At 46.2% G+C, this 21,070-nt stretch carries 17 protein-coding genes and 1 tRNA gene; 5 read left to right on the top strand and 13 right to left on the bottom strand.

From position 1 onward, the window contains the following. Positions 1–173: 173 nt before the first annotated feature. Positions 174–449, top strand: a complete 276-nt coding sequence (locus tag QZY95_RS11915) for an HU family DNA-binding protein (RefSeq protein WP_290923772.1) — start codon at positions 174–176, stop codon at positions 447–449. Between the two features lie 271 nt (positions 450–720). Here QZY95_RS11915 and QZY95_RS11910 read toward each other — a convergent pair whose 3' ends face one another. After that, positions 721–3,438, bottom strand: a complete 2,718-nt coding sequence (locus QZY95_RS11910; protein WP_290923770.1) for a bifunctional acetate--CoA ligase family protein/GNAT family N-acetyltransferase — start codon at positions 3,436–3,438, stop codon at positions 721–723. 468 nt (positions 3,439–3,906) lie between these two features. Between QZY95_RS11910 and acs the strand changes: the two genes are divergently transcribed. Next, positions 3,907–5,904, top strand: a complete 1,998-nt coding sequence (gene acs, locus QZY95_RS11905; protein WP_290923768.1) for an acetate--CoA ligase — start codon at positions 3,907–3,909, stop codon at positions 5,902–5,904. Positions 5,905–6,877: 973 nt separating this feature from the next. Here the strand turns inward: acs and QZY95_RS11900 are convergent. Next, complete coding sequence (locus QZY95_RS11900; protein ID WP_290923766.1) at positions 6,878–8,932, bottom strand: sigma 54-interacting transcriptional regulator; 2,055 nt, start codon at positions 8,930–8,932, stop codon at positions 6,878–6,880. A 157-nt stretch (positions 8,933–9,089) separates the two neighbouring features. After that, complete coding sequence (locus tag QZY95_RS11895) at positions 9,090–10,352, bottom strand: HDOD domain-containing protein (RefSeq protein ID WP_290923764.1); 1,263 nt, start codon at positions 10,350–10,352, stop codon at positions 9,090–9,092. Between the two features lie 204 nt (positions 10,353–10,556). Here QZY95_RS11895 and QZY95_RS11890 point away from each other — a divergent pair, with 204 nt between their 5' ends. Together QZY95_RS11890 and QZY95_RS11885 are read left to right on the top strand one after the other, a co-directional pair. Continuing rightward, positions 10,557–11,918, top strand: coding sequence for an NAD(P)/FAD-dependent oxidoreductase (locus tag QZY95_RS11890; protein ID WP_290923762.1), 1,362 nt, complete (start codon positions 10,557–10,559; stop codon positions 11,916–11,918). Between the two features lie 331 nt (positions 11,919–12,249). Continuing rightward, positions 12,250–12,468 (top strand): hypothetical protein, encoded by a 219-nt coding sequence (locus tag QZY95_RS11885; protein ID WP_290923760.1) that lies wholly within the window; start codon positions 12,250–12,252, stop codon positions 12,466–12,468. A gap of 49 nt (positions 12,469–12,517) precedes the next feature. On the opposite strand, the gene QZY95_RS11880 is transcribed toward QZY95_RS11885, so the two are convergent. The 8 genes from QZY95_RS11880 to QZY95_RS11845 all read right to left on the bottom strand — a co-directional run bounded on the left by QZY95_RS11880 (position 12,518) and on the right by QZY95_RS11845 (position 17,958). Further along, positions 12,518–12,754 carry a hypothetical protein gene (locus tag QZY95_RS11880; protein ID WP_290923758.1) on the bottom strand — a complete coding sequence of 79 codons (237 nt, stop codon included), beginning with the start codon at positions 12,752–12,754 and terminating at the stop codon, positions 12,518–12,520. A 63-nt stretch (positions 12,755–12,817) separates the two neighbouring features. Continuing rightward, the gene (locus tag QZY95_RS11875) at positions 12,818–13,477 is read right to left on the bottom strand and encodes an RluA family pseudouridine synthase (RefSeq protein ID WP_290923756.1); all 660 of its coding nucleotides are present in this window, start codon (positions 13,475–13,477) and stop codon (positions 12,818–12,820) included. Positions 13,478–13,492: 15 nt separating this feature from the next. After that, positions 13,493–14,314 carry a hypothetical protein gene (locus tag QZY95_RS11870; protein ID WP_290923754.1) on the bottom strand — a complete coding sequence of 274 codons (822 nt, stop codon included), beginning with the start codon at positions 14,312–14,314 and terminating at the stop codon, positions 13,493–13,495. Between the two features lie 486 nt (positions 14,315–14,800). Beyond that, complete coding sequence (locus QZY95_RS11865; protein ID WP_290923752.1) at positions 14,801–15,211, bottom strand: NifB/NifX family molybdenum-iron cluster-binding protein; 411 nt, start codon at positions 15,209–15,211, stop codon at positions 14,801–14,803. A 46-nt stretch (positions 15,212–15,257) separates the two neighbouring features. Then, the gene (locus QZY95_RS11860) at positions 15,258–16,121 is read right to left on the bottom strand and encodes an ATP-binding protein (RefSeq protein WP_290923750.1); all 864 of its coding nucleotides are present in this window, start codon (positions 16,119–16,121) and stop codon (positions 15,258–15,260) included. Continuing rightward, positions 16,114–16,968: an ATP-binding protein gene (locus QZY95_RS11855; protein ID WP_290923747.1), complete on the bottom strand. Its 855-nt coding sequence runs from the start codon at positions 16,966–16,968 to the stop codon at positions 16,114–16,116. Before QZY95_RS11855 ends, QZY95_RS11860 begins: the two co-directional genes overlap by 8 nt. Beyond that, on the bottom strand, positions 16,968–17,519 hold the full coding sequence (locus QZY95_RS11850; protein ID WP_290923745.1) for a NifB/NifX family molybdenum-iron cluster-binding protein: 552 nt from the start codon (positions 17,517–17,519) through the stop codon (positions 16,968–16,970). Before QZY95_RS11850 ends, QZY95_RS11855 begins: the two co-directional genes overlap by 1 nt. A gap of 79 nt (positions 17,520–17,598) precedes the next feature. Beyond that, positions 17,599–17,958 carry a DUF134 domain-containing protein gene (locus QZY95_RS11845; protein WP_290923744.1) on the bottom strand — a complete coding sequence of 120 codons (360 nt, stop codon included), beginning with the start codon at positions 17,956–17,958 and terminating at the stop codon, positions 17,599–17,601. A gap of 383 nt (positions 17,959–18,341) precedes the next feature. On the opposite strand from QZY95_RS11845, the gene QZY95_RS11840 reads away from it, so the two are divergent. Continuing rightward, on the top strand, positions 18,342–19,211 hold the full coding sequence (locus QZY95_RS11840; protein ID WP_290923742.1) for a DMT family transporter: 870 nt from the start codon (positions 18,342–18,344) through the stop codon (positions 19,209–19,211). 122 nt (positions 19,212–19,333) lie between these two features. Here the strand turns inward: QZY95_RS11840 and QZY95_RS11835 are convergent, their stop codons facing one another. After that, the gene (locus QZY95_RS11835; RefSeq protein WP_290923740.1) at positions 19,334–20,716 is read right to left on the bottom strand and encodes a sensor domain-containing diguanylate cyclase; all 1,383 of its coding nucleotides are present in this window, start codon (positions 20,714–20,716) and stop codon (positions 19,334–19,336) included. A 256-nt stretch (positions 20,717–20,972) separates the two neighbouring features. Continuing rightward, positions 20,973–21,049, bottom strand: a tRNA-Asp gene (locus QZY95_RS11830). Positions 21,050–21,070 lie beyond the last annotated feature (21 nt).

Here is a 21,070-nt window from a genome sequence, read left to right as displayed (position 1 = left end):
CCAGAAAGTGCAGGAATTACACTTCATTGCTCGTGTTCTTTATAGTTTTATAATCAAAAGCCCTTTGAATAACAGAAGAAATAACCATCACCCTCTTGTCACAAAAGCGGTGAATGGGTACTACTCTAATATCGTGGACTAAATTACGAATTGATATTCCATAGGGGGTTCTTGTGAATAAAAGCGAACTTGTAAAAGTAATGGCTGAGGATCATAACCTGTCTAAAGATGAAGCAGTTATGCTTGTAAATGTCTTTTTTGACAGTATCCGCGAAGCTCTTGTTGAAGAAGGAAGAGTTGAAATCAGAGGATTCGGTTCCTTTAAAGTGAAAGAGTACAAGGGATACAAAGGCCGTAACCCTAAAACTGGTGAAAGCGTAACGGTATCTCCGAAAAAGCTTCCTGTATTCCGTGCAGGGAAAGAACTGAAAGAAATGGTGAACAAATAGACGTTCTTTACACCTGTACATCCAAGTTCTTTGCAATCTGAGACACACGTTCCGGCTCTATTGCGCCGTGCATAAATGCACGAAGGTGCGGTTACCAGCGATGCTGCCGGACATTATCTCAATTCGTATGAGCGTTCGCCTTCCTGTGGAATTCGCAAGTATACGATGCAAAGCAAAAAAAGAAAGAGTGGAGCACATGCCCCACTCTTTTTATTTGTCTCAACCCCGTCCTGAATCTCTACATAACGAACAGTTCTATATTCACATTAGGTTAAAGCACATCATCTGAACTCGGATCTTCTTCCCGTAAATCAAGCGTAAAATGATAGGTATCATCATTAAAGTCTTTAGAAACAATAAAGCCGAGAGATCGGGCAAGCTCGACCATATTTTTATTATCTCCCAACGCCTCGCCGGTAATCTGCTTTGTATTACGACCTCGTAAATATTCCACGAGATGCGCCATAAGCATACGCCCGAGTCCCTTTCGTTTCCAGTCGCTACGCACAACCACTGCAAACTCTGAGGTTTCATTGTCCGGTGAGATCATGGCTCGGGCAGCTCCCACAGTCAAAGGCTCTTCTTCCCCCTCAGGAATCGTCTGAGCAATGAATGCCATCTCCCTGTCGTAGTCAATCTGAGTAAGCTTCACCATCTCAGAACGCGGAAGCTCTCCCACATTCCCAAAGAAACGGAATCGTCTGTCCTGCGGGCTTAAATTCTCAATAAAGTCCCAATGAGCTTTCTCATCCTCAGGCCGAATAGGTCGCAAACGAACTGTCAAATCATCGCCTACGGTGACCAGCTCTTCCAGCTCAGCAGGATACGGACAAATAGCAAGCTGGTCAGCACCACCCACATCCGTCCACGCAACACGTATGGCTGCATCCACAGCAAACGCACCATTCGCATCTGCCTGAACAGGATTAATCTCCAGTTCAAAAATTTCCGGTATATCAATGAGCATTTGTGAAATAGACACCAGCAGTTCATACACCGCCTGTGTATTCACCCCTGCAAGCGCGTCATTTCCGACAAACTGCTTACTCACATGTGTTGATGCTACCAATTCTTTTGCCAAACTCATATTAAGCGGCAATAATTCAGTTTGCTGGTCTTGAATAATATGTGCCAGAGAGCCGCCCTGACCAAAACGAATAACAGGGCCAAACTGTGGGTCTGTATCTATTTCCACAGCCAACTCCACACCACGCATACGCTGAGTCATCTTCTGGACGGCAAACCCATGTATACGTGCTGCCGGCTGATACTGTGCAACATTCATCAGAATGGATTCTGCGGCAGCTGTAGCCTCAACACTACTTTCAATATCCAGAACAACACCGCCCACCTGTGACTTTCGATAAATGTCTGATGAGATAACTTTTATGGCGAGCGGGTAGCCTACTTCATCAGCAATCGCTGCAACTTCTTCAACTGAATCCGCACTACGCGTTGTAATACACTTAATATCGTAGGCAGCAAGCAACGCCTCGGTCTCTTGAACCGTCAACATTTGACGCTTCTCTTCCAGAGCCTGCAACACAATCGCACGACTTTTTAACACATCTGTCTTGCTGTCAGGTCTTGATTCCGGCGCTTCAGCAAGTTTAATCTGGTTACGCCTGTATTGCACGAGATACAGAAACGTGCGCACTGCACTGTCGGGAGTAAAATAAGAAGGAATTTTCGCTTTGAAGAAAATATTACGCGCAATATCGCCATCACCCGCACCAAGCCAGCTTGTAAGTATTACTTTCTTACTGCGCTTGCATGTCTTCACAACTTTCTCAGCAATGGCTGCGCTATCCACTCCCGCAGTTGGAATATGCATAATCAAAATGCCATCAACAGAACTGTCCCTCAAAAGCGGTCTGATAGCATTCGCGTACATATCAGGATCAGCTTTAGCGTCCATTACTAAAGGGTTCCAGTATGACCAGGCACTTCCCAAAGCATCATCGACAAGCTGACACGCTTCATCAGTAAGCTCAGCTAACTCTCCGCCCCCTTTCAACAACAAGTCTGTTGCAATAAAAGCAGGGGCTCCGCCGTTAGCAACAATTGCCAACCGTTTTCCTTTCAACGGCTTTGACCATGCAAGCGCTTGGATTGTATCAAAAACAGAATCAATCGAATCCATACGAAGCATACCCGCACGTTTAAATGCTGCCTCGTACACTTCATCAGCACCGAGAATCATACCTGTATGTGCAGCCACAGCCTGCTCTGCCGCGTGGGATTTACCAGCTTTTACAACAATCACAGGTTTTGAACGGGAAAGGGCACGGGCTGCTGACATAAACTCACGAGCGTTCGCAACAGACTCCAGATACAACAGTACAGCACGGGTATTCATATCCCTGTGCAGGTAATCCAAGACTTCACTGAAGCCCACATCAAGCATATCCCCCAACGAAATCACGTGTGAAAAACCGAGAGACTTTGACACTGCCCAGTCCAATACAGACGTGAAAAGAGAATCAGACTGCGTAAGAAACGCCACCTTCCCTGTTGAGAACGGCGAGGACACAAGACTGGCATTAATGCCGAGTGAGGGGTTAATAAAACCAAGACCATTCGGGCCTAAAAGGCGGACAGAAAATTTGTGGGCTAGCGCCAGCAGCCGTTCGCGTTTGCGAGCTGCTTCTTTCGTGTTGAATCGAGAATAGCCTTGAGAAAAAAGAATTGCGTTTTGCGTTCCGCGCTTACCCAGTTCTTCTATATAAAAAGGAACCAGCTCTGCATCCACACAAATAATGGCTAAATCCGGCGTAATAGGAAGTGTATCAATAGCTGTATAAACTGGCTGACCAAAGATCGTTTCCGGAGAATCCGGCTGAGTCACAACCGGCAGAACCGGCCCAAGAAACGTGCCGCCAAGCAAGTTCTGCATACAATCGCAGGCGGGGGTTCCAGCCTCCTCAGAAGCACCAATAATTACCACAGAGGTCGGGCGAAACATCTGTTTTAGCGTCGATCGGCTCACACAGACTCCTACAGTTGGTTCCGGTTGGTAGTATCTTTCAGCAAGTATGAAACACTGTAGTTGAAACTGAAGGTAAGTTCAAACAGTTGTATTCGTTTTCTGATCCAACAAAGCACGCAAAAAAAGACTTTTCCCTCTACCGTTCACCCTGCCCAGCACTACCGTTTACCGGTCGGGTTGCAATTCACCCCGTGATTCCTACCGTTCACCGAATATGAGTATCCTTTTTCGCGCAGGCAGTTGCATAGTGCAGTTGTTCATTAACAAACCGAAACTGCTCTCAGCAGGATTCATGCGAAATGTTTCCACCTTTCCCTTATGGTTTGTTTGCGGTTGTGGCGAGCACTAATCCTTGCAGCACCAGTGCCCGCCACAACCGGAACATACAAATTTACGGTCAGCGTACGATGCAGGCGCGTCTGGAAGACTGTGTCGTATGCTGCCGCTACTACTTTCGAGGAGAACACTATGAGCCAACATAACATCATTTCTATGCAAGATGAGCAGCGTCTGTTCACCCCTTCCACTCCTGAAAGCGCAGGAACTCATATCCAGTCCCTGAAAGAATATGAGCGACAGTACACGCGATCTATGGAAGACAATGAGGGGTTCTGGGCAGAACGTACGAATGAGTTACTCGACTGGTTCTCCCCGTTTACCACAGTGTTGGAAGCAGACATGGATACACCGGACATCCGCTGGTTTACCGGCGGCACTCTCAACGTAGCCCATAACTGTCTCGACCGACATCTGGAACTTGGCAGAAAGGATAAAGCAGCTCTCATCTGGCAAGGGGAGCCGGAAGGAGATGTGATTACATACACGTATGAAGAACTCTACGAAGCGGTATGTAAATTCGCGAACGTTTTAAAACAATACGGCGTAGGCAAAGGAGACCGGGTATCTTTATACATGCCTATGATTCCTGAATTAACCATTGCAATGCTTGCCTGTGTTCGCATCGGCGCTGTACATTCCATTGTTTTTGCGGGCTTCTCTGCCCTCAGCCTGCAAAGCCGCGTAATGGACTGTGAAGCAAAAGTGGTTGTAACAGCAGATGCAGTATTACGCTCCGGTCGTGTAATTCCCCTTAAAGCAAATGCTGATGAAGCACTCAAGTCCTGCCCGAGCGTTGAGCACGTAATTGTTGTTGATCGTGCCGGTCTTGGTGATCAAGGAAAGCTCGAATGGCAGGAAGAGCGGGATATCTGGTGGCATAAGGCAATGCAACAGCCTGACATCAAACCGTTCTGTGAATGCGAACCAATGGAATCTGAAGATCCGCTGTTTATTCTGTATACAAGCGGCTCTACAGGTAAACCTAAAGGCGTTGTTCACACTACTGGCGGGTATCTCACCTATGCAGCGCACACCTCACAGTGGGTTTTTGATATTCAGGAATCTGATGTGTATTGGTGCACAGCTGACATCGGCTGGATTACCGGCCATTCATACATAGTTTACGGCCCGCTGTCCCTCGGTGCCACTACAGTTATGTTTGAAGGTGTTCCAAGCTACCCTAGCCCGGATCGATTCTGGAACATTGTAGAGAAATTCGGCGTTACTATCTTCTACACTGCACCTACCGTTATCCGCGCCCTTATGCGCGAAGGATTGGAATGGACCCAACGCCATGACCTTTCTTCACTGCGGGTACTGGGAACAGTTGGAGAGCCTATCAACCCTGAAGCATGGATGTGGTATCACGAGAATATCGGAAACGGTGAAAAGCCTATTGTTGATACATGGTGGCAAACGGAAACAGGCGGCATTATGATTGCGGCGCTTCCATTTGCGACTCCGCTCAAGCCGGGGTCTGCGACCTTGCCACTTCCGGGCATTGATGCCCGCATTGTTCGCCCCGACGGAACAGATGCCGAACCTAATGAAGGCGGTCATCTTGTTATCCGAAAACCGTGGCCCGGTATGCTCCGCGGCGTTTTTGGAGATCCTGAACGCTACAAAAGCACCTACTTTGAGCGCTTCCCCGGGATGTATGAGTCCGGCGACGGCGCACGGGTAGACAGTGATGGATATTTCTGGATTATGGGACGACTCGATGATGTTATCAACGTATCAGGACACCGCATGGGTACCGCAGAAATTGAATCAGCGCTTGTTGCACATCCAACAGTTGCCGAGGCGGCAGTGGTAGGAATGCCACATGCTATCAAAGGTGAAAGTATTTATGCCTACGTTACATTAAAGGCAGATGAAGAAGAAACTGAAGAGTTACGCGCGCAGCTTCGCACGTGGGTTAGAAAAGAAATCGGCCCGATTGCTACGCCAGAGGTCTTGCAGTTTGCGGAAGAACTGCCGAAAACCCGTAGTGGTAAAATCATGCGAAGAATTCTGCGCAAAATTGCATCTGGAAGTACCGGTGACTTTGGTGACACGTCCACGTTGGCCGACCCAAGTGTCATCACAGAACTCGTAGAGGGTCGCACCGAACTGACAGGGAGTTAACCTTCAACCTTCTTTTGCTCTTCCCGGAGACAAAGGGACGCAATCTGCAAATTCAATAGTGTAACAGCTTATCCACACATGTTGTCGTGCCCAGATTGCGCACCTTTGTACTCAAGGGATGCATGAAAATATCCATGTATTCCAACCCCTTGGCCGATTTTAAGACAGTGAACATGCTGACAGCATGTTCACTGTTTTTTTTCGACAACATGGCTGCATTTGAGGGAGACAACCTCATGTGCAGCCATGTTACCAATCGAGGAGCACGCCGGCGGGCGTAACGCGCGGCAGTGCTCAATTTCACCAGCGAAGAGTGATGAAATTTGTTATTTCTCTTCGACTGATCGCAGAAAAAAGCCGAGTATCGAGACAGATACTCAGCTTTCTTCTATAGCACTCATACGGCAACTTCAGCCGAATAATTATTCTCGCAGTAAATTGCGTCCACCGTGGCAGGTCATGCCGTCCATCAGCTTTCCCCCGCATTCACAAAAACTAACGTTTTGTCTGCGAAACAGAGCGGGACATAACCTGCTCTCTATTGCGTATAGTTTGAGTACTATACCCCCCCGTGCCCCGATGAGGAAAAATCCTCACCCGGCTATCCCCCGATCTGCACTCGAAAGTGCAGACAATATGTGCAAAACCTTCCAGGAACCTTACTATTCCCCAGCGGGGTTCCAACAATCTTTTCCCCAAGACTGTCGGAAGGCTCTGCACCTTCAGGCGTAGTACAGCATCGTATAGGATACTGCTGACCGAAATTTTTGCCCTGTTGCCTCGTGTTGCATTGTGACAAGCAGGTCTTGCTTTTATATAGCAAACAGAATGCCAACTTTATAAAAACTTACAACAGTCTGTTTTTATTAGGAATAAACAAAAAGCCTTTCTTAAGAGAAAATAAAAAAACGTCTCATGAGACGTATCATGAGACGTTTTGAGACAACTTGAGACAGTTGATACAGTACAGTGTTTATCCTAATCCAAGTTCCTTTAACTTTCTATATAAGGTAGCTCTACCCATTCCCAATAATTTCGCAGCGGCAGTTTTATTACCATTTGCAGAAGCAATAGCCGCTTGTACCTCTTCAGCTGTAACCGTGTGACAAGGCACACGTGCTTGCTGAAGTGAAGCCGGCATATATGCATTTGGGCTGATCAAAGGCTGTGGAGAATATTGAGAACCGTAGCCTCCCCCGTATCCGCCACCATATGGAGGATGACGAACCACATCAGAACTAGACAGTGGATCGGCTCCCAAAATCTGAACTGGCAGGTGCTCCGGCGTAATCCGTCCGGTACGGGCAAGAATCGAAGCATGTTCAATAGTATGCTTCAACTCACGAATATTCCCCGGCCATGGATGGTTCATAAATATCTGCATGACTTGTTCTGAAACACCGGAAATAGAAACCCCCAGTGTATCGTTAAACATATCAATGAAGAACTGTACCAACAAAGCCATGTCATCAAGACGCTCACGCAACGGCGGAAGGTGAACATTCATAACATTCAATCGGTAGAAAAGGTCAGAACGGAAAACGCCTTGTGCTACCCGCTGCTGCAAATCAGCATTTGTAGCGGCTACAATCCGAACGTTCGCTTTACGTGTGACAGTATCGCCAACGCGCTCAAATTCATGTGATTCAAGGAACCTGAGTAACAACACCTGAATACGCAATGAAATGTCCCCGATTTCATCAAGGAAAATTGTACCACCCTCAGCCGCTTCAAAACGACCGACTTTGTCCTTTGTAGCGCCGGTAAAGGCACCTCGAACATGTCCGAAAAGTTCACTTTCGAGTAGGTTTTCAGACAAGGCAGAACAGTTCACGCGAACAAGCGGCCCGTTAGCACGGGCACCGTTGTGGTGCAGAGCTTCTGCAACAAGCTCTTTACCTGTTCCAGACTCACCAGTGACAAGCACTGTTGTGTCCAGATCAACAAGGTTTTCCAACATAGAGTACAAATTCAGCATACTCTTGCTGGTTCCGATTATATTTTTAAAGGAACGACGTTCCTGCAATTGTTCTTCAAGAGAAACAAGGCGGGTAATATCACGAAGCATCAGCATTGCGCCTCGCTGCCCTTCAACACCAGAGGCGAACGGTGAACAGTTAATCATAAAAATGTGGCGTGCATCTGAATCAAGCAGCAGCTCTACACGCTCTTCTACAATTCGTTCACCATAGGATAAGACATCGTGGAAAAATTCATCACAACGCAATGCAAGGTCAGGCATAACCTGCGGAAGCAACTTGCCGACCACATCATCCTGTACAACACCGAACAGTTCTTCTCCTGCACGGTTAATACTCTGCACAGTCAATTCCGGATCTACTGAGATCATTACGTCCTGCATGGACGAAAACAGAAGTTCCAAATGCTGCTTGTATCTTTCTTTTTCTTGAAGAGTCCTTCTGAGCTGCCTATTTGAAGCACTCAACTCTTCGGTACGGCTGGTAACTTTCTCTTCAAGCGCACTATTACTTTCTGAGAGCTGCGATAGAAGAAAAAAGTTTTCAATAGCAATGCTTGCTGCAACAAGCGTCATGGAAAGCAGGTAATATGAAACGTCTTCCGCCGGCTTATCATCCGGTAGCACGCCCACAAACATGCCGACAGGACCAGATGAAGTCTGCAAAGGATGCAATAACACTTCACCAAGTTCTTCAGAAGTAACATTAGTAGGATGATTACGACGGAGAGCCCATGAAAAGGTATGATCTTCCATAAGCTGACGACAGGCATCGGTAATACTCTGTTTTGCTGCATCGGAAGAGCACCATGACATTACAAAATCATGCGACGCTTCATCTACAAGCAAAAATGCCATCGTCTTAAAGGGGTGGATAGCCTCAACATTGGCAGCAATTTCAGACAGCATGCTCGAAACATCGGCAACTTCACTTAACCGATACCCAAAATGCCCCATCCCTGTTGCTGCCTCCAGAATTTTCAACAACGCCTGCCGGTTTTCCGGTGTATTGTTTTTGTCTGGAGAAACAAATGGTTCATGCTCTACCATCTCACCCAACTTTGCTTATAAGTACGACTTCATCAGCCGAAAAGCACGCACTCTCCGGCTCTATTCCCAGAACAACTCGAAAACTGCATACATGCAGTCCGTTGTCTTTCCCTACTTGAATTACACCAGCTACACTAAGGCTGCAATACCTGCATGGCTACATGCCATCGGTCAAAATTTCATGTGTATCTGCAAATTGCTTATCATATTGTGTAAGAATTGGCACCAATGCAGAAGGAGAAATCTTTGTCTCATCCAGTGTAGCAGGAAAAAAGTCCGGCAAATAATACGTGCAAAAATCTTTTCTGCGCAATCCTGTTGCCATAACGGTCGCCAGATGCACGATACTTGAATCAGTCGGCAAAGGCGAAGAAAGCGGCGTGTAACAATGCCGCACAATATTTGTCAGTGTTGATGGAATATTCCACGATTCCAATAACGCAGCACCAACTTCCGCATGGTTGAATCCAAAAACTGCACGCTCCGCCGCAGGCATTGAAACACCTTTTGTACGGCTTAACAAAACAGCTTTGCACATGGAAGCAGGGTCATAACTAATCATGAGCAGCATACCTACCGGTTGCAACAAGCCACCCACAAATAAACGTTCTTCCATAATCTCAGTGCAGTGGGCACCGAGAAGGCGAGATAAAATCCCGCAGGAAATCGCATATTCCCAAAAATCCTGAACATTAAAAACTGTATCCGGAACACCGGAGAAAATGTGCACAACGCTTAACCCGAGAGTAAGTGTTGTCAGCTCGTTAGACCCAAGAATGGTCAACGCACGCTCTATACTCTCAATACGGGACGGAAACCCGTAGAAGGGACTGTTCACCAATTTCAGAATACGAGCTGCCAGTCCCGTATCTTTGGAAACAATCGCTGCAAGCCTGCGCGAGGTCGTAAACGGAAAATCCAATTCACGCACTATCTCGTAATAAATATCCGGAAAAGACACGAGCTCAAGCTGTTTTTCTACAACATCATGAGGTGTAATTTCTCCGGGACGCAGAGTACTTTGTAATGCGCGGCTATGAAGCTGACGCATTGTCTCTGACGACATGACGGAAAATTTATGGCTGCGTATTGCCTTTGTTGTGCGCTTTACGCACTGAACCCGAAACTGCCGCATAAAGCTTGAACCGGCTTCCTGCCCGCGAAATGCCTGAGTAACATACCGCTTTGCAAGCAACTGCGCTTCATCCGCCACAGACTCCTTTTCCTGCTGAGCCCGTCGGGAACTTACACGTGTACCCCCTATTATATCAGCCTCTACCACTCCCCATGCTTTAAGAATTGTAATCTTTTGTTCATCCAGCTCTACACCGGCAGGAAACAGACGTTTCCCCTTCATCCCCCGAACTTCGTCCTGAAGCACCATACCGGATTGAAGCAGGTCAATACTGAGTTTTCCCACAAACATCTCCTGCTATATATAATCACAATGCAACATACCTAATCTATCTAAAATATCATATAATTCATAGTCCTCATTATCTGAAAAAACTCTATACACTTGTTGTAAAATCATACATAGGTATAGAAAGTACCACCTTTTCATTTTTATGCTACAATTCATGTTCTATAACTATAGTAAACTATCTCGTACAATGGTGAACATATGTCAGAAAAGAACAGCAATACTAAGCACATCATCATTTTAGGCGGTGGATTTGCCGGACTTTGGGCTGCTAAAGAGTTCGGGAAAAAAGATGGATACCAAGTTACAGTCATAGACCGTAACAACTATCACCTTTTCCAACCGCTACTATATCAAGTTGCATCCGCCGGACTGGAGCCAGAACAGATTTCATACCCGCTCCGCGGCACGTTCCGCAAAATGCTCAATGTCGAATTCCGCATGGCAGAAGTAACCGGACTGGATCTGGAAAAGAAAGTACTCCTCAGCGATGTCGGCCCTATTCATTACGATGGACTCATTATTGCTTTGGGAAGCGTCACCAGCTACTTCGGTGTGCCGGGGGCTGAAGAGTTTGCTTTTTCGCTAAAAAATGCAGAAGAAGCGATTGATATTCGAAACCATATTCTCTCTTGCTTTGAATATGCCCAGTACGAGCCGGACCCTGCCATTCGAGAACAACTGCTCACCTTTACTGTAGTTGGCGGCGGCCCAACCGGTGTCGAATACGCAGGAGCACTGGCGGAGCTTGTCCATACTTCTCTACGCAGAGACTTTAGAGGCCTCAATAAAGAAGATGTAAAAATAAAACTTATTGAAGGCGAAGATGGCCCGTTAAACGGATACCCTGACAAGCTAAGGTATTACGCAAAAAACAAGCTGGAAAAGCTGGGTGTCCATGGTTGCTACAAACAGCATGTAGTCCAGGTAGAAGCAGATAAAGTTACCCTGAAGTCCGGTGAAACCATATCAACACGCACCGTTCTCTGGACAGCAGGCATCAGAGGAAACAAAGTTGCTGAAGAAATGGGCTTACCTCTTGGACGGGCAAATCGAATTATTACAAAACCTGAGCTAAACCTTGCAGAACACCCCGAAGTCTTTGTAGCCGGAGATATTGCTCTACCTATGGATGAAGAAAAAATGCTCTCCGGCCCTACAGTAGCGCCAAACGCCATTCAGCAAGGTGTTCTGGCAGCAAAAAATCTCATGAGCCTTTTTGAAGGGAAAAAACTGACACCGTTTTCCTACTTTGACAAAGGCTCTCTAGCTACAATTGGACGTTCGAGTGCGGTTGTTCACTTAGGAAAGCTTAAGATTACCGGATTCTTTGCATGGGTAACTTGGCTTATTATCCACCTGCTGTACCTTATCGGCTTCCGTAACCGTGTTATCGTATTCATTAACTGGGCATTTGAATACCTGCTCTTTGAGCGAGGTGTGCGGCTTATTATGCCAAAAGCAAAGGATACCATCCCACACGGTAAAGCAGATGAATATGAGCCGGAAGGTACAGAAGGAAAAGCATTAAATAAACGTTCTGTAGACAAAAAAGAACCTTAGGTTCAGTTGTCTACAAGGTTGATAACTCATCAAAGTACAGGCAGTATAGAATCACAACTCCGGTTCTATCCAAGATACCGGAAGATTACTGCCCCGAGGTAGCCGCAGATTTCCCGGGTTACCGATGAGTTTTTTAGGCAGATTGAGACAACACTACGCAATGACAATCGCATTGGTACTATTCGTCAGATTCTGAGACGCATGCCGGTATGCAACAGAGCATTCGCAGCCGGACAACGACAGGCTCACGACATATGCCGTGCGCTTTCCAGCAGCGGGCTCCCTCATTGGGAGGCACGCACGTTTGTCATCAACCTGAGAGGATGTGCTTATGATTTTGAATGCGAACCAACTGAAGGCACTGCGCCAACGCAACGACGAAGAACTGCGTAAAGACAAGCAAAGCTACGGATATCCTGCACAGACAATACGCGATTTGCTCCACACCATTGAAGCAACCAAGAAAGAAAAGAAAAAATGGAAACGCCTTGCACAGGAACGCGGGACTGTCATTGAAATTATGAAAAAAGCACTCGAAGAAGAAGCGTAATCTACGTAAGTAAAAACAAAAAAAGGAAAGGGATTCTCCCTTTCCTTTTTTATTTCTTCGGATCTTTTGTCCCAGAGTACGTGCAAGCATTACGAATCATTCTGTAGTGCCCTTCTTTATCCACTCCGATAGGACGCCCGCATACGCAAAAGACTTTTCCATCGCGCTCGTCGATTTCAAAAACTTTTTTAATTCGGTCTTTATGGCACCGGACAACCTCGCCCTTGCCTATCTTAAAATACTTCCACAGCTTTCTGCGGCAGGCAGCACATTTGAATGTCAGCATTTCGATTCTCCCGAAGTATCACCAAAGTATATCGCTATCTGAAATATACCATTTTTTACTACGTTAAAAATCAGGTGCCCTGTCAAACTCCAGCATTTCCCCAGTAACAGGGTGGGCTACCTTCAGATAACGAGAATGAAGCATCAAACGCTCACCGGGGTTTCGTGTACCATAAAGGTTATCCCCTACAATAGGACACCCAAGACCAAATTTGTGTGATGAGTGCACTCGCAACTGGTGCGTACGGCCAGTAATCAAATCAAACGCAATACGAGTTTTTCCATCAAAATAATCAAGCTTTTGCCAAAGTGTTATACACTTTTTCCCCTGAAGCGGATCGTAAATACGAATCGGGCTGTTGAACCAGTCCAGACGCAGCGGTAAATCAATTTCCCCACTATCTCCACGAACTTCACCATCAAGAATAGCCTCATACTTCTTCCCAACACGCCGTTCACGAAACTCTGTAGAAAGATTTCTCTTTGCTTCCAACGTCAGCCCTAAGATCAAGATCCCCGAAGTCGACATATCAAGTCGGTGTGCTTCAGGATGTTCTATGCACCCGGGAAACATTTCCCGAACACGACTGACGACACAGTCAGCTTTCTCCGGCCCCTTACCGGGAACTGAAAGCAGACCTGACGGCTTATAAACCACGACACAATGGTCATCGGAATACAGGACATCCATAGTCAGATGTGATGCATCATACTTATCAAACATATATCATTCCAAAAATTATGGTAATCCGCAGAGCATAAAGCCGAGAATCGGCTGGCATTTTTCTTCGCACGCCTCGTAAAATTTACCGTGCTGCCTTGTCTGCGATTTATTTTCTGCCCCGTAAAAAAATTCCGCAATCCCTAGTGGCGTCAATTGATTCTGCTGTGCATAATGAATCAATTTAGGAGCACAACAATCAGCTGTACCAGTTCGCATCCCCTGCTGACTGTAAAAAACATTCTTTAACGGCTTCTGTTCACCCTTAAAGTTCCCCAAAATATACAGCCCGTATAATTCATCCATTAATGAACGGGAACAAGCTTTACGTTCCCGCTTCAATTGTTGCAGCATCGCCTGCTCTGAGGGGGCAAGCGCCTCTATCCGGTCTGAATAGTCATTTACTATTTTATTCCCAGCGGAGTTCACTGCATTATATCGCGCCAAATCCATCACGGGCGGTACCCAGCCGGGTATTTGGTACAGTCGATCATACTGACCGGAGAAAGCACGAACAATACCTATGGTACCATCATTCTTTTTACAAACCATGACACCAAGCATTTGTCCAAGTGCTTTGCCCCAAAGATATTCCATGCTGTACCGAGGATTCCCCTCCAGTGCATCAATCTGTTTTTGAATATCCTGCTGATTTTCTACACCGTCTGGAATCGGCAACAACATATCGCCCTTATCCTCAAGTTGCTGACGCAACTGGCGAGCATAAAATTTTGCCGCTCCATAAGGCAAAGAATGCTGTTTGCCACAGGCAGTACAAAAACCGAATGCCGCAGCTTCTTCAGAAAATTCATCAGTACATGTATCCAATGGGATAAACACGGGCGTCTCCTTGGGCTCAAAATGGCAGGAACTGCGCCCTGCACCGCAAGGTATATAGTTACTGAAGCCAAGAACAGCAAGGAAAGATAGACAGGAGAGGGCAAGAGAAGATTTTTTGACTAATAGCCTGCGCTAGCTATCAATAAAAACGGGGTCGTAAAACGCAGAAAAACGAGGTGATAACACACCTCGTTTTTCTGTTGCATAACTACCGGATTATATCAGTATATCCAGAAAAGAGCCTCTGCTGTTAGCGAAAGTTTGCTTTGGCGCGGTGCCGTGCAGCTCATACCTTCAGCAAAGAATATCGATGTATCGTACGACCGCTCCGATAGTTGCGCGATGTTGCCATCGCAGGGTTGCTAATAGGTCAGGAGCGTAGACAAGACACGTTTGCGATCAAGAAATGCAAACTCAGGAGTCCAAATTTGCAGCGCTGTTTTCATGTCGCGTGTTTCGTCTTCCTTATACCTATGCAATTTTTTTCTAGTGATGACTGCCACAGCCTTCAGCGCTGTGATCAACGCCGCCACCACAAGTGAATTCCTGAGAAAAACGAGGCAGAGAGCCTGCGATAAATGCACTTACAGCATCCTGAACGCTTGCTGCGCCGTTGCCGTGAAGAACATCAATACCAACCTGATGGAAACCCATCAGAGGACGCATGCCCATACCGCCAGAGATAAGGGTCTGCACTTTGTGACCTGCAAGGTAATTTACAGGAGCCATGCAACCACCCTGCTCATGAGGGATGTTCGGAATAACTTCTACATTGGCGATTTTTCCGTCTTCTACGGAAATAAGAGTGTACATCTGGCAATGGCCGAAGTGTGCATCTACGCCTGCTTCCAATCCACCTGGTGCTGCAGATGGAACTGCTACGAGAGTTGAAGACATATTTTCTCCTTGTAACATGTCAAAATTTCAGTGCTGCAAGGGTTAATTACAGCTGTGAGAGTACATTGTTCCAAATACCGGCAAAATCAGAGTACATTGCAGAATCAAACTCTGTAACAGCCTTGCGGTCTACCATTGCTGCTGTGACAGCATCGGAATGCGGAATTCTTCCCGCAACAGGATAGCCCTGCTGTTTACAGAACGATTCGATTTTGCCTGTCATGTCGGTATTCAAATCGTATTTATTGATGACAACACAACCTTTTACGCGGAAGTGGTCACATAATGCAGCAACACGTTCCAGATCATGCAGGCCGGAAGGAGTAGGCTCTGTTACAAACACAGCCAAATCGGTTCCGGATAAAGAACTGATGACAGGACACCCAATGCCCGGTGCACCGTCTGCCAGCAAAATATCGTACCCGTTTTCTTTAGCCGTTTTACGGGCCTCATCTTTAAGCAGGGCAACGAGTCTGCCGGAGTTCTCTTCGCCCGGATACAGTTGTGCATGCACAAGCTGTCCGAAGCGAGTTTTAGATCTGTACCATTCACCACATTTTTTTAAGGTAAAATCAATTGCTTCGCCCGGACACAATGCAACACAAACTTTACAGCCTTCGCATTTCATCGGGTCAACAGTATATTCACCATCATTGACAGTAATCGCATCAAATCGGCAACGCTCAAGGCAGTCCCCACAATGCATACAGTCTTCCTGCCGAATCGAAGCTTCGTATCCAGACCAAAACTCATGATTCTGATACTTATCCGGCTGACTTATCAAATGAAAGTCCGGCGCATCCACATCAAGATCACAAAGAATTGCATTATCTGAAAGGTGGGCAAACGCACCGGTAACAGTTGTTTTACCGGCTCCGCCCTTACCGCTGATTACGAGAATCTCATGCATGGACGGACTCCTGAATAGAGCGGGTCAGCTCTTCAAAAACAGGCTTTAGCGTCGGAACTGCCTCAGTAATTACTGATCCCGTTGAATATGCTTCTGCTATCCCCCTCTCAAACGGAATCTCCGCCCAGATTGGAATATTGTGTTCATTGCAGAAGTCATACACCTGCCGGTCTCCGATACCAGCCTTGTTCACAACAACACCCATTGGCTTGTTGAAAACAGAAAAAGCTTCATACGCAATTTTAAAATCATAAAATCCAAACGGGGTAGGCTCTGTCACCAGCACCACACAGTCCGCATCTGCTACTGCACAAACTGCAGGGCAACTCGCACCGGGAGGAGAATCTAGAATAACGTCGCGAGTATCATTTTCATACGATGAAAAGACCTCGTTCTTAACCAACTTCATTAGTGGAGGACACATCGCCTCACCGATGCGAAGTCTACCCATATGGAACGCAATATCACCGGAAGTGCCATGGCACAGCTCGCCCAGCTCGCGAGAACTCTCTGTTAATGCACCGGTTGGACACACAGCAATACAACCGCCACAACCATGACACATTTCAGGAAAGGTCAACAAAGTATCCCCAATTAATGCAATGGCCTTAAACTGGCACAACTCAGCGCAGGCACCACAAGAGGTGCACATCCTCTCGTCTGCTTGGGGTATCTCTATATATCCTTTCTCTGTTCCGGTGATTGCAGGATGTAAAAATAAATGAAGATTAGGCTCTTCAACATCCAGATCAACCGCAGCAACGGGGGTTTTCCAGTTAGCTGCCAACGCAGCGGTAACTGTTGTTTTACCAGTACCACCCTTGCCGCTAGCCACTGCAATAATCACTAGAAACGACCTCCGCCTCTGCGACCGCCACCTTGACCGCCACAACGTCCGCCGCCTTGTCCACCTTGACCGCGTCCGCCGCCCATGCCGCGTCCAGCGCCCATTCCGGCACCTGCACCACGGCCAGCACCAGCGCCGGCTCCCTGAGGCTGTTGCGGAGCTTGAGCTGTTGCGCTCATTCCGCTTTTACCTTGGGAATTAGGTGAAGAAGCAATTGTGATATTGCCTTTATTAAATTCTTCAACGGCCTGACGAACCGTCATATTTTCAACGTCCTGTCCAATCTGAACATGTGCTGCTTCCAGAGCAGTAAATGCTTTTGGACCTACGTAGCCTGTCAGCACCACTTGTGCACCGCTGCCAGCTACATTTTGAGCAGCTTGAATACCGGCTCCCTGAGACATAGTCTGGGAAAGACCGTTATCAAGATACGAAAATTCAAGACTCTGAGAATCAACAATCAAAAAACCTGGTGCCCGCCCAAAACGTGGGTTTACAGTATCTTCAAGTGTAGGGCCGTTAGTGCTGATTGCTATTTTAACTGATTCCATGTGTTACTCCTTGGTGATGTCATTGCATCAGAAATGGGTCGTCTCTACCGCCTCTGTGGTGCGCTACACCACAATAAGGCTACCTCTCTGTTTGCTTACCACCAGAACAACAAGGCTGTCCTGCTTCGTTCTTAGCCTGTAACTCTGCTTCAAATTTATAGTCTCCACCTTCAACTCGAATCGCGCATCCATTTGAAAGTGCAGTTGCCACTGTTTTTCGTGCACCTGCTAAAATGCGTCCAAGTGTAGGACGGGAAACCCCCATTTGTGTGGCAGCTTCTTCTTGTAAAAACCCTTCAGCATCAATCAACTGTAATGCTTCAAACTCATCTACAGATAATTCAACTGTTGTTAAGTCCATCATTGGTATGCCCTGCGGTTTGTAAAACACAACATGCGGCATCCGCCTGACAACACGGGTTATTTTTCGTCTGCCCACAAATTCTCCTGTTCGGTTAGTAAGTACTCACACTTTATGTATCCGCTTCTCAAAGTCAACAGAAAAAATGAGCATATGTTCAAAAAAAATCATAACTATTTGATTTATTATGAACATATGCTCGAAATTTTTTTCTCGTTCCAAACATGAATACTCGTAAGCAAATATCCTTTATAATCGCATTGCCTCTTTTCACATTAGTGGACACTCGTTACAGCGTAAAATTTTCATGCTGCTTTTACAGAGTTACTTTGTAATCACAAACCAGCTCTACGCACCGTATTATCTGAATATCTGGTGACTTAATATTCCAAACATAGTATTTCGCCGCATCAGCCTTTTTCATGGCACAGAAAGACCTTTTACCAAGTTGTGAGACACTTATGCATTCTGAATATGTTAAAGGGCTACTTCTAACAGCACTGGGCGTGCTTGTTCTAAGTTTCGATTCCCTTATGATACGGCTCATCAATGCCCAATCCTTCGACCTGCTCTTTTGGCGCGGGCTGCTACTAAGCCTTATGGTCTATTTTTGGTGCCGTTTTTCCATGCCGAAACAGCGCATCCTTTCTTTGGACAAAAAAATATTGCGTTCAGCCTTGCTTTTTGTTGCCAGCACTATTTGCTTTGTATCTTCTGTTTATATGACGTCGGTCGCAAACGTATTGGTTATGATCAGCACGCAGCCTCTTTTTGCCGCCATTCTTTCACGTATCTTTTTGAAAGAAAGCTCTCCGCCGATAACATGGGCTGCTATTGTTGTTTCTATGATGGGCATTATGTGGGTTCTTTCAGACTCATGGCACAGTGCCAATATATGGGGTGACCTGACGGCCTTAGGATGCAGTGTTGCGCTTGCCGGAAAATTTGTAAGCGACCGAGAAGCCGGCTCCAGAAATATGACACCTGCCCTTATCGTTGCAGGGGCTATCACTGCCGCAATCAGCGGCGCAGCTGGACACCCCTTAGATATTTTCAGCACCGGCTGGGGTTGGATGCTTCTTCACTGCGTTGTTATTATACCGGTTTCCTTTATTCTTATTACATTAGGGCCAATGCGTATCCCCGCGGCAGAAGTCGGGATGCTTATGTTATTGGAAACGGCAACCGGCCCTCTCTGGATTTGGCTCTGCCTCAATGAAATACCAAGCCAAAGAGCTGTCGAAGGCGGTACTGTTGTTGTTACAACACTCCTTCTTCACGGTGCGGTAAAATGGAAAATGAATCAATCACAGCTTATTCAACACTCTTAATAAAAAAATCGGGTGTTCCTTGATGGAACACCCGATTGTTACTTCTTGTATAAAACACGTTAGCAACGCTTCTTTTGAATTATCACTCTCTTTCTTCACTAAGAATAAACTGTTCCCAGTTATTAAAATTTAACGGTATTTCTTCCTGCCTTCTTAGCCTCATAAAGCTTATCATCTACTCGTCGCAATAGTGACTCTATTGATTCATCTGAGCGATACTCTGCAATCCCAATTGAAAAACTCATTGGAAGCTCCTTCCCATCATACTCGCAAGGCATATTCTTTACGAAATCGACAATACGTTCTGCAACATCGGTACATTGCGTTAAGGTCATTTCGGGGAAATGCATAATAAATTCGTCTCCGCCAATCCTGAAAACAGTATCACAAAGTGGAACCGCTTTTTTTAGACATAATGCAGAATGCCTTAAAAGACTGTCTCCAGCAGGGTGTCCATAGTTGTCATTCACCTGCTTGAACAAATCAAGATCGAGCATCAAAACCGAAAGCGATTTATTTGCAGCTTGTGACTCTTGAACTCTCTTCTCCAGAGCCATCATCCCTGCCCTGCGATTCCCCACACCTGTCAGTTCATCCTTAAGCGAAAGCGTGGTAAGGCGCTTATTCAGGTAAGAGATTTCGTCCTGCTTCGCGCTCATAAGACATTGCTGCACAAATACATATGCTGAAAAAAAGACTGAAAAGAAAATCGTCACAATACGACTCAGCATATAATATTTGTTATCGATGGGATCGTGCGCCAGATGCAGAACCCACTCTCCGTTCGGCACCTCAATGCGCATTGCAACATCGTTGCCCCCGTGCCATTTCTCAGAAGTAAACAGCACCGAAGCAGTTTCAGAGTCCGGGTTGTACCCTTCAAGCTTAATATACAAACCTTGCTGATCTAACTGGCACACTCTGGCAGGAAGAACATCATCCACAAGCAACAACGCGATAGTAAAACCCCAGAACTTCTCTTCACCATGTTCAATTCTGAACACTGGCTTTCTAGCGATCACAGCGTATTTTCCATTTTGAATAAGCTTAAGCGGGCCTAAAAAAGTCAGTTCCCGACTTTGAATCGCAAGTAGCGCACCGTCATCACGATGTTTATCTTTAAGCAAATTATGCCCTATTGCGCCTTCATTCCCCTTAAGCGGATAAATATGAGAAACAATTCCATCTGGAGCAAGCTGAACTGAACCGACACCAGAGCCAATCGACGTCAGCTGTTCCCCCCATTTATCAAACTCGTGCACATCATAATCATTGGATTCAAGCAAAGCATGAAGCGTTTCTGTAACAACCACCCCATATGACAGGTTCCGTTGAATCTCCTGTGCGATCAATGCACCTGTATTCAACAGCGTATCTCGCATAAGCGCAGCTTCATGCTCGGCGTCACGACGAATTAGCAACTCAACAAAACTTATTGTGAGCAGTGTCATACAGATACAAAGAATCGCCGTTCCAATCACAGTGGTAGTACTGCACTCTTTCATACGATTGCCCTGATGATCTCATGAAAAAACGCTGTTTTTTCGTGGCATTGATAATGGTTTAGAAATACAGAAAGATAGTCAAAAAAAGATATTGGATGGCTACATCAAAAGCTTACAAATAACAAATACTATTACTTGTTAAAGCCTTATTGATATTTTTAAGAGAAGAAGACCTGATATAAAACTGTTTAAACAGCCATAAGATATTTTGGGCATAAAAAAAGTCCCCATACAATGTATGAGGACTAAATTTACGTGGCGGAGCCGACGAGACTCGAACTCGCGGCCTCCGGCGTGACAGGCCGGCGTTATAACCGACTTAACTACGGCTCCGCATAAATGGTGGGCGGTACA

The sequence above is a fragment of the Halodesulfovibrio sp. genome (assembly GCF_015482765.1).
Classification (GTDB): Bacteria; Desulfobacterota; Desulfovibrionia; order Desulfovibrionales; family Desulfovibrionaceae; genus Halodesulfovibrio.
The sequence above is the reverse complement of the archived record's forward strand: the minus strand, read 5'-3'. Positions and strand labels throughout refer to the sequence as shown.

Coding starts and splice junctions, on each gene's coding strand:
- acs (WP_290923768.1), top strand. CDS start 3,907: ATGAGCCAACATAACATCATTTCTATGCAAGATGAGCAGCGTCTGTTC.
- QZY95_RS11880 (WP_290923758.1), bottom strand. CDS start 12,754: ATGCTGACATTCAAATGTGCTGCCTGCCGCAGAAAGCTGTGGAAGTAT.
- QZY95_RS11840 (WP_290923742.1), top strand. CDS start 18,342: ATGCATTCTGAATATGTTAAAGGGCTACTTCTAACAGCACTGGGCGTG.
- QZY95_RS11890 (WP_290923762.1), top strand. CDS start 10,557: ATGTCAGAAAAGAACAGCAATACTAAGCACATCATCATTTTAGGCGGT.
- QZY95_RS11835 (WP_290923740.1), bottom strand. CDS start 20,716: ATGAAAGAGTGCAGTACTACCACTGTGATTGGAACGGCGATTCTTTGT.
- QZY95_RS11860 (WP_290923750.1), bottom strand. CDS start 16,121: ATGCATGAGATTCTCGTAATCAGCGGTAAGGGCGGAGCCGGTAAAACA.
- QZY95_RS11900 (WP_290923766.1), bottom strand. CDS start 8,932: ATGGTAGAGCATGAACCATTTGTTTCTCCAGACAAAAACAATACACCG.
- QZY95_RS11850 (WP_290923745.1), bottom strand. CDS start 17,519: ATGGAATCAGTTAAAATAGCAATCAGCACTAACGGCCCTACACTTGAA.
- QZY95_RS11865 (WP_290923752.1), bottom strand. CDS start 15,211: ATGTCTTCAACTCTCGTAGCAGTTCCATCTGCAGCACCAGGTGGATTG.
- QZY95_RS11885 (WP_290923760.1), top strand. CDS start 12,250: ATGATTTTGAATGCGAACCAACTGAAGGCACTGCGCCAACGCAACGAC.
- QZY95_RS11875 (WP_290923756.1), bottom strand. CDS start 13,477: ATGTTTGATAAGTATGATGCATCACATCTGACTATGGATGTCCTGTAT.